This is a genomic window from Marivita sp. S2033, from assembly GCF_046592965.1.
In the GTDB taxonomy this organism is placed as follows: domain Bacteria; phylum Pseudomonadota; class Alphaproteobacteria; order Rhodobacterales; family Rhodobacteraceae; genus Marivita.
Map to the genome: position 1 here is coordinate 112,584 of NZ_JBISBV010000008.1, position 14,582 is coordinate 127,165.

The 14,582-nt window shown below is 60.3% G+C and carries 16 protein-coding genes; 12 read left to right on the top strand and 4 right to left on the bottom strand.

Features of this window, described 5'->3' with window-relative positions; genetic code table 11:
- Positions 1-27 precede the first annotated feature (27 nt).
- The 3 genes from ACGKZZ_RS13930 to ACGKZZ_RS13940 all read left to right on the top strand — a co-directional run bounded on the left by ACGKZZ_RS13930 (position 28) and on the right by ACGKZZ_RS13940 (position 4,736).
- Positions 28-1,335, top strand: coding sequence for a TolC family protein (locus ACGKZZ_RS13930; RefSeq protein WP_411224184.1), 1,308 nt, complete (start codon positions 28-30; stop codon positions 1,333-1,335).
- 47 nt (positions 1,336-1,382) lie between these two features.
- A complete protein-coding gene (locus ACGKZZ_RS13935; protein WP_411224201.1) occupies positions 1,383-3,551 on the top strand; it encodes a type I secretion system permease/ATPase in 2,169 nt (722 codons plus the stop codon).
- A 63-nt stretch (positions 3,552-3,614) separates the two neighbouring features.
- A complete protein-coding gene (locus ACGKZZ_RS13940) occupies positions 3,615-4,736 on the top strand; it encodes an HlyD family efflux transporter periplasmic adaptor subunit (protein WP_411224202.1) in 1,122 nt (373 codons plus the stop codon).
- A gap of 55 nt (positions 4,737-4,791) precedes the next feature.
- Here the strand turns inward: ACGKZZ_RS13940 and dtd are convergent, their stop codons facing one another.
- The 3 genes from dtd to ACGKZZ_RS13955 form a co-directional block, all read right to left on the bottom strand.
- Entirely contained in the window at positions 4,792-5,241 is a 450-nt protein-coding gene (gene dtd / locus ACGKZZ_RS13945; protein WP_411224185.1) for a D-aminoacyl-tRNA deacylase, read from the bottom strand.
- A 3-nt stretch (positions 5,242-5,244) separates the two neighbouring features.
- The gene (locus ACGKZZ_RS13950; protein WP_411224186.1) at positions 5,245-6,207 is read right to left on the bottom strand and encodes an acetyl-CoA carboxylase carboxyltransferase subunit alpha; all 963 of its coding nucleotides are present in this window, start codon (positions 6,205-6,207) and stop codon (positions 5,245-5,247) included.
- A gap of 76 nt (positions 6,208-6,283) precedes the next feature.
- Entirely contained in the window at positions 6,284-6,880 is a 597-nt protein-coding gene (locus tag ACGKZZ_RS13955; RefSeq protein ID WP_411224187.1) for a LysE family translocator, read from the bottom strand.
- A 75-nt stretch (positions 6,881-6,955) separates the two neighbouring features.
- Between ACGKZZ_RS13955 and ACGKZZ_RS13960 the strand changes: the two genes are divergently transcribed.
- The 3 genes from ACGKZZ_RS13960 (at position 6,956) to ACGKZZ_RS13970 (ending at position 8,250) form a co-directional block, all read left to right on the top strand.
- Positions 6,956-7,408 (top strand): Lrp/AsnC family transcriptional regulator, encoded by a 453-nt coding sequence (locus ACGKZZ_RS13960; RefSeq protein ID WP_411224188.1) that lies wholly within the window; start codon positions 6,956-6,958, stop codon positions 7,406-7,408.
- Between the two features lie 107 nt (positions 7,409-7,515).
- Complete coding sequence (locus ACGKZZ_RS13965; RefSeq protein ID WP_411224189.1) at positions 7,516-7,671, top strand: hypothetical protein; 156 nt, start codon at positions 7,516-7,518, stop codon at positions 7,669-7,671.
- Positions 7,672-7,761: 90 nt separating this feature from the next.
- Entirely contained in the window at positions 7,762-8,250 is a 489-nt protein-coding gene (locus ACGKZZ_RS13970; RefSeq protein ID WP_411224190.1) for a transglycosylase SLT domain-containing protein, read from the top strand.
- Between the two features lie 51 nt (positions 8,251-8,301).
- Here the strand turns inward: ACGKZZ_RS13970 and ACGKZZ_RS13975 are convergent, their stop codons facing one another.
- On the bottom strand, positions 8,302-9,261 hold the full coding sequence (locus ACGKZZ_RS13975; protein ID WP_411224191.1) for an L-malyl-CoA/beta-methylmalyl-CoA lyase: 960 nt from the start codon (positions 9,259-9,261) through the stop codon (positions 8,302-8,304).
- Between the two features lie 249 nt (positions 9,262-9,510).
- Between ACGKZZ_RS13975 and dgcN the strand changes: the two genes are divergently transcribed.
- The 6 genes from dgcN to ACGKZZ_RS14005 all read left to right on the top strand — a co-directional run.
- Complete coding sequence (gene dgcN, locus ACGKZZ_RS13980; protein WP_411224192.1) at positions 9,511-10,512, top strand: N-acetyltransferase DgcN; 1,002 nt, start codon at positions 9,511-9,513, stop codon at positions 10,510-10,512.
- A gap of 73 nt (positions 10,513-10,585) precedes the next feature.
- The gene (gene dgcA / locus ACGKZZ_RS13985) at positions 10,586-11,548 is read left to right on the top strand and encodes an N-acetyl-D-Glu racemase DgcA (protein WP_411224193.1); all 963 of its coding nucleotides are present in this window, start codon (positions 10,586-10,588) and stop codon (positions 11,546-11,548) included.
- A gap of 10 nt (positions 11,549-11,558) precedes the next feature.
- Positions 11,559-12,422, top strand: coding sequence for a D-amino-acid transaminase (locus ACGKZZ_RS13990; protein ID WP_411224194.1), 864 nt, complete (start codon positions 11,559-11,561; stop codon positions 12,420-12,422).
- A 3-nt stretch (positions 12,423-12,425) separates the two neighbouring features.
- Positions 12,426-13,631 carry an NAD(P)/FAD-dependent oxidoreductase gene (locus ACGKZZ_RS13995; protein WP_411224195.1) on the top strand — a complete coding sequence of 402 codons (1,206 nt, stop codon included), beginning with the start codon at positions 12,426-12,428 and terminating at the stop codon, positions 13,629-13,631.
- Between the two features lie 72 nt (positions 13,632-13,703).
- Positions 13,704-14,351 (top strand): hypothetical protein, encoded by a 648-nt coding sequence (locus ACGKZZ_RS14000; RefSeq protein ID WP_411224196.1) that lies wholly within the window; start codon positions 13,704-13,706, stop codon positions 14,349-14,351.
- Positions 14,352-14,487: 136 nt separating this feature from the next.
- Positions 14,488-14,582 (top strand): GTP-binding protein (locus ACGKZZ_RS14005; RefSeq protein ID WP_234988920.1); only part of this gene is annotated, 95 nt, incomplete at its 3' end.

Here is a 14,582-nt window from a genome sequence, read left to right on the forward strand (position 1 = left end):
CACGACATGAGGCATGGCAAAAGGGCGATGACGGGCGCAATTCTTGCACTGGCCCTGTCGGGGTGCATGCGGGATGTGGGTGACACGACGGTCGCGCGCTTTTTGCAGGCTTTTCCGAACGCCGGCGATCCCGGTGCGTTTGAAGCAACGGCTGCGGCGCCTGATGGGACGCACGTAAAGAACGCATCGCCAATCATCTCCGATCTGGCGGCGCGGCAAAGCGCGTTGGTTGAGGGGTCATCCTATGCGGCAGTGGCGGCTGGGGTGCTGGCGGCCGATGCGCGCGTCGCGGAAGCCGAGTTGCACGTCGCCCGACTGCGCGCCGAAGCGGTGTCAAAGAACTGGCTGCCCACCCTGTCGCCCCGCATTTCATTAACCTCGTTGGGTGATGTTGTCGCCGATCTGGTGATCAATCAGGTGTTGTTCGACAATGGCCGCAAGAAAGCCGAGCGCGATCTCGCCAAGTCGGATGTGGAACTGGCAGCTGTGGCTTTGTCAGAAAGCAGCAACGACCGCGTGCATGACGGTCTGCGCCTTTACCTTCAGGCCGAGGAGGGCCGGGCGGCGGCGGATCTCTATGCTCAGGCGCTTGAGGATATGGGTCAGTTCGAATGGGTGATGAACGAACGCGTCAAAGGCGGCGTATCTGATTTTTCGGACCTCAATGTGTTGCGACAGAAATTGGCCGATTTGCGCGCCCGCGATGCTGCTGCGCGCGAAAAGACCGACCGCGCGATGGCAGAGCTGAATGCAATGTCGGCCACACCATTATCGGCCGTGCGCGGCTTGCACGGAATGGAGGCAACACCGACCGGTACTGCGCTGTCGGTCTTGCGCGCGATGGCAGAACGCGATCGCCAGATTGCCAACGCCCGGATCGACCGAGCACAGCACCTGCCCGGGTTGTCGGCCGGAGGGAGTTCGCGCGACCGGGGAAGGAACATGGCGCTGAGTGTGAGCGCCGAACAGATGCTTGGTCTCGGCACCGGTGCATCGCTTGAGGCGATTGACGCCACCAAGCTGACCGCCGAGCGAAAGGTTACGGAAGCGCGAGAGATTTCCGACCGCGCAATAGAGGCTGACCGCCGCGAGCGCGCCGCGCTGAAGCGTCAGGCCGATGAAGCCACACGTCTTACCCGGCAGGCGAAAGCCAATCTCGACCTGTTTCAGGTTCAATACGAATCCGGCACACGGCAGGTGACGGACGTTGTCAGCGTCTATGAAACGTTCCTGCGCGCATTGGAAAAAGAGCTGGATTTGAAGTTCAAGGCCGCGCGCGCTGAACTGGACGGAGCCAAGCGGCTGGGCGTTCTCGCGGACGGAGCGGCGATTTGAGCGGCCTGGCCGATATCAAGGTAGACGCCGGACGGGCCGGAAACGCCATGCTGCGCATGGTGCCCGACGGCGCGGCCCCTGCCAATGAGCCGACCCGTGCCCCCCGCTATTCAGACCGGGTTCGTGCGCGCACAGAGTTGATCCGGACCTATGCCGGGCGCATGGGGCTGACCACGGTCGCCGCCGATATTCAGGACGCGATCAATTTGCATCAGGACGCCAACGGAACTGTTGGCCAATCCGCGCTGCTGGCTGGTGCGAAAGCGGCCGGGATGTTGGCACAAGCCGTGCAGGTCGCGCATCCGACCCCGGATCATTGGCCGGCAATTGCCTTGATGAAGAATGGACAGGCCGTGCTCGTGCTGTCGCAGGATCACACGACCCTGACCATCTGGGATGAGGCGCGTTCGAACAAGACCGAGCGTGTCGACATAGCCGAATTTGCGCCGTTCTACGGTGGCGTCCTGGTGCGCGGCGAAGCGCCGGTCCAGACCCTGGTGGACGCCCACAGAGCCACACGCGACAACGCCCATTGGTTCTGGGGCAGCTTCAGCAACTACACCCGCCAATTCGGTGAGGTCGCGCTCGGGTCGTTTGTCGCCAACCTGCTGGCGGTCTCGGTCGCGTTGTTTTCATTGCAGGTCTATGATCGTGTGATCCCGCACCAATCGACCGCGACGCTTTGGGTGCTCGCCATTGGCGCGGCCATGGCGCTGATGATGGAGGCCTTTCTGAAGGTGGCGCGCTCGACCTTGCTTGACGGCGCCGGGCGACAGATCGAGACCGGAGTGCAGCAGACGCTGCTTGCCCGGCTTCTCGGGATGCGCTCGGACGTCGCGGGACGGTCGCCGTCGCAACTCTTTGCGTCGATGCGCGAGTTCGGCTCGGTGCGTGAATTCTTTACTGCCTCGACCGTTGGAGCGCTGGCCGACATTCCGTTTATAGTGCTATTTCTGCTGATGGTCTGGTCGATTGCCGGCAGCGTGGTTTGGGTTCTCGTGGCAGGTGCGGTGCTGATGGTTGTGCCGGGTTTCTTTTTGCAGAAGAAGATGATCCGCATCACGCAGGACATGCAGGGCGCGTCAGCCAAGCAATCGCGGCTCCTGAACGAGGCCGTGACCGAACTGGACACCATCAAGACCCAACGCGCCGAAGACCGCTTTAGGCGTAGCTGGGAAGAATTGACCAGCGTTCAGTCGCTCAAATCGTCCGAGCAACGCAGATTGGCCGCCGCGCTGACATTCTGGAGTCAGGGCGTTCAACAAGCCACCTATGTCGGCGCGGTGATTGCCGGCACATATCTTGTGTTTGCGGGCGAATTTACGGTCGGCTCGATCATTGCGGTCGGCATCCTGACGTCGCGCACATTGGCACCGCTCACCCAGTTGGCGGGCATCATGGCACGCTGGGGTAACGTCAAGGCGGCGCTTGATGCGTTGGACGGGATTGCGCACCTGCCGCAAGACCGCTGCGAAGGACGGAAATATCTGCGCCGGGCAAACCTCGAAGGCCGGTTTGAATTGCGCGAAGTCGCGTTCCGATACGATCCCGAATGCCCGGCCGTGCTCGACATACCGAGTTTTGTGATCCAACCCGGTCAGACCCTGGCCATCCTCGGCACAAATGGGTCGGGTAAATCGACGTTGCTCAAGATGTTGTCGGGGCTTTACACGCCGACATCCGGTTCGATCCTGATCGACGGCACGGACATGGGGCAGATCGACATCCGCGACCTGCGCCGCTCGATCGGCTATCTGGGGCAGGACGTGCGCCTGTTTCACGGCACGCTGCGCGACAATCTCAATCTCAACATGTTGGAACGTGATGATACGCGCCTGTTTGAAGCGCTTGATTTTGCAGGTCTTGGACCGTTCGTGAAGGGCCATCCGCAAGGACTTGACCTGGCCATTCGCGATGGCGGCGACGGTTTGTCGGTTGGCCAGCGTCAGTCCATCGGCTGGGCGCGTCTTTGGTTGCAAGACCCGGATGTCTGTTTGCTGGACGAGCCGACGGCGGCGCTGGATCAGACGCTGGAGAAGACGCTGATTTCGCGGCTGGAGACATGGTTGGCGCATCGCACCACGGTGGTCGCGACGCACCGCGTGCCGATTCTTGCGCTGGCCGACCGGACCAGTGTTCTGGCCAATGGGCGGCTGGTGGTCGATGGGCCGCGCGATCAGGTATTGAACCACCTGCGCTCGGGACAGGGAGCCTAGGGCGTGGCCGTCAGTACCACTGATCTTTCAGCGCAGCTTGGTCGTCGTCTGCGCGGGCCGTCCATGGTGATCTGGCTCTCTGCGGCCACCGTGTGCCTGTTCATCATCTGGGCGGCCTTTGCCTGGATTGACGAGATCGTGCGGGCCGAGGGCGAGTTCATTTCAACGTCGCGGCCGCAGATCATCCAGAACCTCGAAGGTGGAATTCTGGCCGAACTTTTTGTCAAGGAGGGCGACGAAGTGATGCGCGGCGATGTGCTTGCGCGTCTTTACGGCACCCAATTCAAGTCGTCCGTTGACGATCTTGAGGACCAGATCACGGCACTGGATATCCGCCGCTTGCGGGTCGAGGCGGAAATGGCCGGTCTGGTGCAGTTCGAGATCCCGCAAGACTTGCGCCAACGCAGCCCGGAGATGGCGGCGTCCGAAGAGGCGTTGCTGGCTGCGCGCCAACTGGATTTCAACGCGCGTCACGAGGGGGCCCGCCGCGTTCTCGATCAGGCAACGCGCGAGAAAGAGTTGATGGAGAACCTTCTCGACAAGAAGGTTGTCGCCCTGATCGAAGTGACCCGCGCGCGCAAGGCGCATGCGGACGCGCAGATCAAGATGGATGAAATCGTCACCCAGACCGAACTGGCCCGCGCACAGGAATATTCCGAGACATTGCGAGAGATCGCGACCTTGCGCCAAAACCTGCGCTCGTCGCAGGATCAATTGGACCGGACGGTTCTGACCAGCCCGATGCACGGTGTCGTCAACAAGCTGGGTGTAACCACCATCGGCGGCGTTGTGCGCCCTGGCGAGGAAATCCTTCAGATCATCCCGCTGGGCGAAGAGCTTTATGTCGAGGCAAAGGTCGCACCGGAAAACATTGCAGGAATTCGGCCCGGTCAGGAAGCGACGATCAAGCTGTCCGCCTATGATTTCACCATTTACGGATCGCTGAAAGGGCGGGTCGACGTTGTGTCTGCAGACAGCTTCAAAGACCCGCGCCGCCCGGACGCTCCGGCGCATTACAAGGCAACGGTCAAGGTAGACAGAACATCGCTGTCAGACCGTCAGCGCCTCATGGAAATCCGCCCCGGCATGCAGGCGACGGTCGAACTCCACACCGGTGAGAAAACTGTTCTGCAATATCTTCTCAAGCCGCTTTACAAATCCCGTGAGGCGCTGCGCGAACCGTAAAAACGCAGGTTCGCACTGTCGAGAACTGCAATGAACCACTTGAAACAAGGTGTTTTCATGCGTCAGGCGCGCTGTCCATCCAGATCGTGACCGGCCCGTCGTTGATCAAGCCGACCTTCATGTCCGCACCGAACCGGCCTTTTGCCACGGGAATGCCTTGGTGTGTGACCTGATCCGCGAAATACTCGTAAAGCCGCTCTCCGTCTTGCGGAGAAGCGGCGGTCGAAAATCCAGGGCGGTTGCCGCGTGACGTGTCGGCGGCGAGAGTGAACTGGCTGACGATCAAGGCACTGCCCTCGATATCCTTGACCGACAGGTTCATGCGTCCCTCTGCGTCCTTGAAAATGCGAAGTTTTGCGATCTTGGCGGCGAGTTTGTCGGCCTCCGCTTCCGTGTCGCCCTGCATGGCGCAGATCAGGACAAGAAGGCCGGTGCCGATGTGTCCGATCTCGGCATCATCGACAGTGACAGACGCTTTGGAAACCCGTTGAACCAGAGCGCGCATGGGTCAGGCCGCCAGGCCTTTGGCACCGATATCGAGGAATTTGCGGCGACGATCCGCGATAAGCTTCTTGGGCTTCACGTCTTTCAACTCATCCAGCATGCCGCGCAAGGTGTCGCCGACCGCCAGCATGGCTTCGTCTCTGTTCCGGTGCGCTCCGCCAAGAGGTTCGGGAATGATCTGATCTGCCACTCCGAGTTTGTGTAAATCCTGTGCCGTGAGACGCAGAGCCTCGGCGGCATCGACCATTTTCTCGGAGTCCTTCCACAGGATCGACGCACATCCTTCGGGCGAGATCACGGAATAGACCGAATGCTCGAGCATTGCCAGACGATCGGCCGTTGCGAACGCCACAGCTCCGCCAGAGCCGCCTTCGCCAATTATGACGGAGAGCAGGGGCACGCCGATTTGAAGGCATTTTTCGGTGGAACGGGCAATTGCCTCGGACTGGCCGCGTTCTTCGGCACCCTTGCCGGGGAAGGCACCGGGCGTATCGACCAATGTGATCACAGGCAGGCTGAATTTATCGGCCATGTCCATGAGGCGGACCGCCTTGCGATACCCTTCGGGGCGCGCCATGCCGAAATTGCGTTGCAGGCGGCTTTCGGTGTCGTGGCCTTTTTCATGACCGATCACGACGACCGGAATGTCGTCAAATCGCGCCAGCCCGCCCATGACCGCGTCATCATCCGCGAATTTTCTGTCGCCGGCCAGCGGCGTGTATTCGGTAAACAGCGCCTCGATGTAGTCCTTGCAATGGGGGCGCTCGGGGTGGCGGGCGATTTGGCATTTGCGCCACGGCGTCAGTTTTTTGTAGAGATCCTTTAGCAAGGCATTCGCCTTGGCATCCAACGCGCGCGCTTCGTCTTCGATATCCATTTCGGCGTTCGTACGTGCCATCGCGCGGAGTTCTTCGGCTTTGCCTTCGATCTCTGCCAGAGGTTTTTCAAAATCGAGATAGCTGGTCATACCTGTCGCGCCCTTCTGCCCTGTGGCTGCGGGGGTATATGACCAAAGCGTACGGGATTTGCAACGTCGCCCAGTGCTATCCCGTCAGCACCGGGATCAGCGAGGCAATCAAGAGCAATGCCATTGTCCAATTGAACACGCGCAGCCGTTTCGGGCGGTTCAGGATGCGGCGCAACTGCTGGCCGAGGATCGTCCAGCTTGTGGTCGAGATGCAGCCCATAGCGACATAGGCGCCAGCCACCCAAAGCACCGCCGCCAGATCACGGCCCGTTGCATAAAGCGTGATCGCACCAAGCGCCATCGACCACGCCTTGGGATTGACCCATTGAAAGGCTGCGGCCTGAAAGAAGGTCAATGGTGAGCTTGTGGCTTGCGGTGTGCCGTCCGGCGGCGCCGCGTTGGCGATCTTCCAGGCCAGCCAAAGCATATAGATCACCGAAAGCACCTTGAGCGTTATGTAAAAGCCCGGCCAGAGATCGAACACCTGCATCACTCCCAAGCCGACCGTCAGAACCATCAAGGGAAACCCAAGGCCGACGCCGATCATGTGCGGCACCGACCGGCGAAAGCCGAAATTGGCGCCTGATGTCATCAACATGAGATTGTTCGGACCCGGCGTGATGACGGTCACCAGGGCAAAGCCGGTCAGGGCAAACAGGAGTTCTGCGGTCATGTTATGCAATATGTTCCGATTTATGCGGGCGTCTGGTTGCAAAAAGATGTTGCTGCAAGGTATATTGCGCAATGAATGAGCGTTTTGGACAATATTGACCGTCAGATATTGCGTCGTCTATCGGAAGACGGTCGGATCAGCAACCTCGCTCTGGCCGATGGGGTGGGTTTGTCACCATCCGCGTGTCTGCGGCGTGTGAGTGCGTTGGAGCGGGCAGGAGTCATCACCGGATACCGCGCCGTCCTGAGCCCCGAGAAAACCGGCATCGGGTTCGTTGCCTACATGACCGTCGGCCTGAACCAGCACACGAAGAAGGCGCAAGAGGCATTCGAACGCGCGGTCGCGCACAGCCCTGAAGTGCGCGAGTGCCATAATATCACGGGATCGGTGGAGTATCTGCTACGCGTGGAGGCGGCGGATCTGTCGGCCTACAAGCATTTTCACACCGAGGTTCTCGGGACATTGCCGCAGGTCAACGCGATCACGTCCTACGTTGTCCTTGGTTCGCCCAAGGATGACCGCGCGTAAGCATTGTTTTGACGTCAGGGCACAGTTGTGTGGTTGTCACTGGTAGCGCTCACTCCAAGGCTTAGGTTGGGTGTCAGGGAGACTAACACCCGATTGAGGTACATACCGTGACACAGAAAAACACCCCGAACGCTGGCCATTCCGCCGCTGAAGCATTGGCTATCCTGGACGAGGCCTGGGCCTATTACAGACCGGAACCCAAGCTGGTCAGCGCGCAGAACGGCGCGCCGTCCCCAGTGATTGCGGAATACTACGCAGCCTGATGGCGCTTTTTCGCCAAGTCTGTGCGGAGCGCCGCCTATGGCGGCGAACCGCGCTTGCCGAGCGCAGTGGATTTCGGCAAATCCAGCAGAATGAAACACATCCTGTCGCGCCACATTCTATGTGCTCTCAGCCTTAGCCTGGTCGCCGCTTGCGCGTCACAGCCGGTATCAGAACCCGTTGTCACACGTGCCCTCTATCCCAACGAAACCCCCGAACTGCGACGTATGATCGTTGAGGCAGCCGAGGAAAACGACGTACCTGTCAGTCTGGTGCAAAGGGTCGTGATCCGCGAAAGCACCCATCGTCCAGAGGCCCGCAATGGACCGTATTACGGTTTGATGCAGATCCTGCCTGCTACGGCGCGATCAATGGGGTTCCAGGGGCAGCCCACAGATCTTCTGGATGCCCGAACCAATCTGAAATACGCGGTCCGCTATTTGCGCGGGGCGTGGATGGTGGCTGATGGCAGCGAGCCTGAGGCGGTGCAGTGGTACGCGCGGGGCTATTACTATGAGGCCAAACGCAAGGGTTTGCTGGACGAAACCGGCGTCCACGGACGCAAGGACTGGTCAGAGTAAAGAGGGTCAGGGTGTTGACCCTGATCTCTATCATCCGTCATTAACATCGTTCTACTGCGCCGCGATCATCTCTGATTGGCGCACGATGACTTCGGCCTGTTTGATGGACGCGATATCCACAAGGCGGCCCTTGTAGACGGTCGCGCCTTCGCCTTTGGCCTTTGCATCTTCCATCGCGGCGAGGATTTCGCGCGCCTCGGCCACCGCGGCATCAGACGGTGTAAAGACCTCGTTGGCCAAGGCGATCTGCTTGGGATGGATCGCCCATTTCCCGACCATTCCCAAAGTCGCAGAACGCAAGGCCTGCGCGCGAAACCCCTCATCGTCCGAAAAATCGCCGAACGGTCCGTCAACCGGCAAGACGCCGTGCGTGCGGCACGCGGCGACGATGGCGGTCTGGGCCCAGTGCCAAGGGTCGGACCAGTGCTTTGCGCCGTCATGCAGCATGTAATAGTTTTCCTGCGTGCCGCCGATCCCGGTGGTTTGCATCCCCATGGACGCCGCAAAATCCGCCGCGCCGAGGCTCATGGCTTCAAGACGCGGTGAGGCGGCGGCGATTTCTTCGACATGGGCAATTCCGGCGGCGGATTCGATGATTACCTCGAACGCGATGCGCTTGCTGCGCCCTTTCGCGGACTCGATTGCCGTGACAAGCGCATCCACCGCATAGATGTCTCCGGCACATCCGACCTTGGGGATCATGATCTGGTCAAGGCGCGGACCGGCCTGTTCCAGAAGATCGACCACATCGCGATACCAGTAGGGTGTGTCGAGCCCGTTGATCCGGACGCTGAGGGTTTTTTTACCCCAATCCACGCTATTGATCGCCTCGATCACATTGGCGCGCGCGATATCCTTGTCGGTTGGAGCAACGCTGTCTTCCAGATCGAGGTTGATCACGTCCGCATCAGACGCCGCCATCTTGGCAAAAAGCTTGGTATTCGATCCCGGACCGAAAAGCTGGCAGCGATTTGGACGTGCAGGAGCGGCGGGCTGGATACGGAAGGACATTTGCGGCCTCTTTGTAAGGATATTTCGCTAGGTGCTCTGTTTGAGTTATGAAATTGCGCTTGTTTCTGCAAGCGCATTTTGCAGTTGCAGAAAAAGCCTCACGCAGCTCATCGAAGAAAATTCGGGAAAATGTAAATATCTGAATAAAATCTCCCAAAAACGCATTGAAAAACGCGAGGAAAGCAATGCAATTGCATGGTTGCGCTGACAACCTGCCGCGCAAAACCTGACATAATTGGAAAGGCCGTCATGATCGAAACACCCTATCTCTTGTTTCTGGGCGATGCGCCCGATGGTTTGGCTGCCAAAGTGGCGCAGGGAATCCGCGACTGGCGGCCGGAATTTTGCGTCGGACAATACCGGATGGAGGGCTGCAACGCCGATCTTGGATTGACCGACATGACATTGACGCAAGCCAGAGACGCCGGGGCCAAGACTTTGGTCGTCGGTGTGGCGAACCGGGGTGGCAAGATCTCGCAAGCCTGGAAAAAGGTGTTGGTGACAGCATTGGAAGAGGGTTTTGATCTGGCGTCTGGATTGCACAACCTTCTGCGCGATGAACCCGATCTGGTGGCCGTGGCTGCCGCCACGGGGCGTGCGTTGCACGATGTGCGCGTTCCCGAGGTTGAGTATCCTATCGCGGACGGCAAGAAGCGGACAGGCAAGCGCGTTCTGGGGATCGGCACCGATTGCTCGGTCGGCAAGATGTATACCGGTCTGGCGCTCGATCGCTCGATGCGCGATGCGGGCATGAAGGCCACGTTCCGCGCCACTGGACAGACCGGTATCCTGATCACCGGGGATGGTGTGCCGCTGGATGCGGTGGTCGCGGATTTCATGGCCGGTTCGGTCGAATGGCTGACACCCGACAATGACCCCGATCATTGGGATATCATCGAAGGGCAGGGCAGCCTGTTTCACGTCTCGTTTTCGGGTGTCACGATGGCGCTCATTCATGGCGGACAACCCGATGCGTTGATCCTGTGTCACGAGCCGACGCGAACGCATATGCGTGGCTTGCCCGAGTATGACCTGCCGTCGCTGGAAACCCTGCGCGACGTGGCCTTGCCGCTGGCGCGCGTTGCCAATCCGGGTTGCGTTGTCACGGGAGTGTCGATCAACACACAGCGCATGAGCGACGCAGAAGCGACCGCGTATCTGGCAGAGGTCGAGGCCCGCATGGGTGTCCCGGCGGTTGATCCGTTCCGGCATGGCGCCGGTCGCTTGGCCGAGGCGTTGGCGGCACTGTAGCCGCGGCCGGGCGTTGCACCTTTGGGGGCTTCGTGTTTGCATGAGCTTGGAATAAAAGGCGGGGGATACTCTCTTGATTGAAGTGACGCGGGATGTATTCCGGCTGGCGCAGGTTTTCACGATTTCGCGGGGAAGCCGGACAGAAGCGAAGGTTCTGACGGTGCGGATCACGCGCAACGGCCTGACCGGGTGGGGCGAATGCGTGCCCTACGCGCGCTATGGCGAAACGCTGGAGAGCGTCGAGGCGCAAATCGCCTCCTTGCCCGAGGGGATCAACCGCTCCGATCTGCAATCTGCCCTGCCTGCCGGCGCGGCACGCAATGCGGTGGATTGTGCGCTTTGGGATCTGGATGCGAAACACGCCGGATGCCGGGTTTGGGAATTGGCCGGTTTGTCAAAGCCGGGCCCGGAAGTGACCGCATACACGTTGTCGCTCGACACGCCCGACGCGATGCAGGAGCAGGCGGCGCGTCATGCGCATCGTCCCCTCTTGAAGATCAAGCTTGGGACACCCGACGACATGCCCCGTCTCGAGGCCGTGCGCGCCGGCGCGCCGAAGTCCAGAATTATCGTCGATGCCAATGAGGGTTGGTCTGCCGAGATCTATGCCGATCTTGCGCCACATCTGCAAAAGCTTGGAGTGGCGCTTGTTGAACAGCCGTTGCCAGCGGGTGAGGACGACGCACTTCTGGGCGTGGCGCGGCCCGTTCCTCTGTGTGCCGATGAAAGTTGCCACGACCGGGCGTCACTTCCCGCTCTCAAAGGCAAGTACGACATGGTCAACATCAAGCTCGACAAGACCGGCGGGCTGACCGAAGCACTGGCCCTGCGCGCCGCAGCGCGTGCCGATGGCTATGACGTGATGGTTGGATGTATGGTCGGCTCTTCGCTCGCAATGGCGCCCGCCGTTCTGGTCGCGCAGGGCGCTGCGGTGACAGATCTTGACGGGCCGCTGCTTCTGGCGGAAGACCGGGATCAGCCATTGATGTTTGACGAAGCTGGTGTGCACCCCTCCGCACCCGGACTTTGGGGATAAGGAGAGACCTATGAGCCGCACGGTATATCTGAACGGAGAGTATCTGCCAGAAGACGAAGCCAAGGTTTCGATTTTCGACCGCGGATTTCTGATGGCGGACGCGGTCTATGAGGTCACATCGGTTCTGGGCGGCAAGCTGATTGATTTCGCAGGGCATCAACAGAGGCTGGAGAGGTCTCTAAACGAACTGGACATCCAGAAACCCGACGCCTTCGACGACCTGCTGGAGATTCACCGCGAACTGGTCAGGGTCAACGGCATCGAGGACGGTCTGGTCTACTTGCAGGTCACGCGCGGCTCGCCCGGCGACCGGGATTTCGTGTTTCCCGATCCCGCGACGGTAAAGCCGACCGTGGTTCTGTTCACGCAGAGCATGCCGGGGCTGGCGACACGACCGGAGGCGCGCGACGGCATCAAGATCATTTCGATCGAGGATCAACGCTGGGCACGGCGCGACATCAAGACGGTGCAACTGCTTTATCCGTCAATGGGCAAGATGATGGCCAAAAAGGCTGGCGTACATGACGCGTGGATGGTGCAGGACGGCGCGGTGACAGAGGGCACCTCGAACAACGCCTACATCATCAGGGGCAACACGATCATCACGCGCGCGCTGTCGCAGGATATCCTGCACGGCATCACCCGCGCCGCCGTGCTTCGATTTGCGCAAGAGGCACAGATGCTGATCGAAGAGCGCGATTTTACCATCGAAGAGGCAATCGGCGCCGATGAGGCGTTTGTGACCTCTGCGTCGGCCTTCGTGATGCCGGTGATCGAGATTGACGGATCGGTCATCGGAGACGGCGTGCCGGGCGGTCGTGCGTTGCGGTTGCGCGAGATCTATCTGGAAGAAAGCCTCAAGGCCGCGGTCTGAGCCGTGGCGTGCCGGTCACCCGAGCAACGGCAGTTCGACGTGGTGATTGTTGGCGGCGCGATCATGGGATCGGCTGCGGCGTGGTTTTTGACGGACACGGACAGCTTTGATGGATCGATCTTGGTGATCGACCGGGATCTGACCTTCGCGAGCAGCGCGACGGCCCATTCCACCAGTTGCATTCGGCAGCAGTTTTCGACTGCCTTGAACGTGAAGATCAGTCAGTTCGGGGCCGATTTCGTGAATAACATGCGTGCATTCATGGGCGGCGATCCACGCGTTCCCAAAATTGGCATCCGCAGTTTCGGGTATCTGTACCTGGCCGACACACCGGCCTATGCCGACGATCTGCGCAAAAGACACGGCGTTCAGATCGCAGCCGGAGCAGCGACCCGCCTTTTGACCCCCGACGAAATCGCCGCGCGGTATCCGTTCTATGCGCTGGACGATATCCTGCTGGGATCGATCAACACGGTGGACGAAGGCTATTTCGACAGCATGGCGGTGTTCGACTGGCTGAAACGTCAGGCGCAAGAGCGGGGTGCGATCTATATCGAGAATGACGTGGTCGACATGAGCGTTACTGGCGGTCGGGTGCACTCGGTGACCCTGGCCAGCGGAGAGGTGATTGCCTGTGGGCATGTGATCAACGCCTCCGGCCCACGCGCCGCGCGCACCGCAGCTATGGCGGGGATCACTCTGCCGGTCGAGCCGCGAAAGCGTCATTCCTGGGTCTTCAAGGCGCAACACCCGCTGGTCTGCGATTTGCCACTGACGATTGATCCATCCGGAGTGCATGTGCGCGAAAACGGTGGCGGAACGTATCAGGCCGGGGGATATCTGGGTGATGACCCGGCGGTGGATGCGGACGATTTCGCCGTGGATCATGCTTTATGGGAAGCCGAGGTCTGGCCGATCCTGGCTGCCCGCATTCCGCAGTTTGAAAGCATCCGCCTGACCCATAGCTGGGTCGGGCATTACGAGATGAACACGTTCGACCACAACGCCATTCTGGGGCCGCACCCGGATATCGCCAACTTCTACTTCATGAACGGATTTTCCGGTCATGGCTTGCAACAGGCGCCCGCGATGGGTCGCGGCATCGCGGAATGGCTGTACCACGGCGAATACCGGACGCTTGACTTGGGCGGATTTCACTTTGATCGGCTGTTGAGCGATCAGCCGCAGGTCGAACAGGCAGTGATCTGAGCGACGGAGGCTGCGTTGCGCGTGCGGGCGCGCTGAGATAGACATGGCGGGATCTTGGGTTCGGGAGTCGTGATGCGCCGTCTGATTGTTGTTCTGCCGCTGATGCTGGCCTTGGCCGCCTGCGCCAGCTCCACCCGCGATCTCGAAGGGCCGACCGTGCCGTTGGGCAATTTCAATATGGGCCATATCGGGGTCGTCGCGCCAAATCTCGAAAAGCTGCTGGTGTCGCGCAATGCCACCAACGAGGAATGGATCGACGGTGTTACCGATGCGCTCGACACCCGGTTCCGGCGCTTTGACGGGGATCGGTTCTACCATTTCGGCGTCAGCGTCGAAGCCTATTCACTGCCGCCCCCCATCATTCCGGGAAAGTCGGCGCTGGCGTTGAATGTCACGGTCTGGGACGATGCGGCACAAGCCAAGATGAACCCCGAGCCCAAGCAGATCCACGTCATCAAGGTGTTCGAATCCCGGATCACGAAAAATCGCGAACAGCAGCTGACCGGCCTCGCCGAAGAGGCGGCGCGCCTGATCGAGGTGTGGCTGCGCGAGATGCAGGAGAGCGATGGCTGGTTCACGGATGCCGAAACGCCGGCGGGTCCGGCTGCGGATGCCAAGACCAACGCTGCAACAGCGGCTGACGGCAAGATCACGGTTCCGGAGAACGTGGTGGTGATCACCAAAAAGGCGGCGGCGGACCGGGGCTCTCGCCGGGAGTAGGGATGTGTCCGGGGTTCGTCGGGCGCGATGTGCGCAGGTGCATTTCCGCTTGATTTCTCGCTTCTCAACGCATAGATGGCGCGCGATGAAAACCGGGTCGGGTGGACCCCCCAATTCACGAGGCGTCTGACAAAAGATGGGCAAGGAAAAGTTTGAGCGCGGCAAGCCGCACTGCAACATTGGCACGATTGGTCACGTTGACCACGGCAAGACGACGCTGACGGCGGCGAT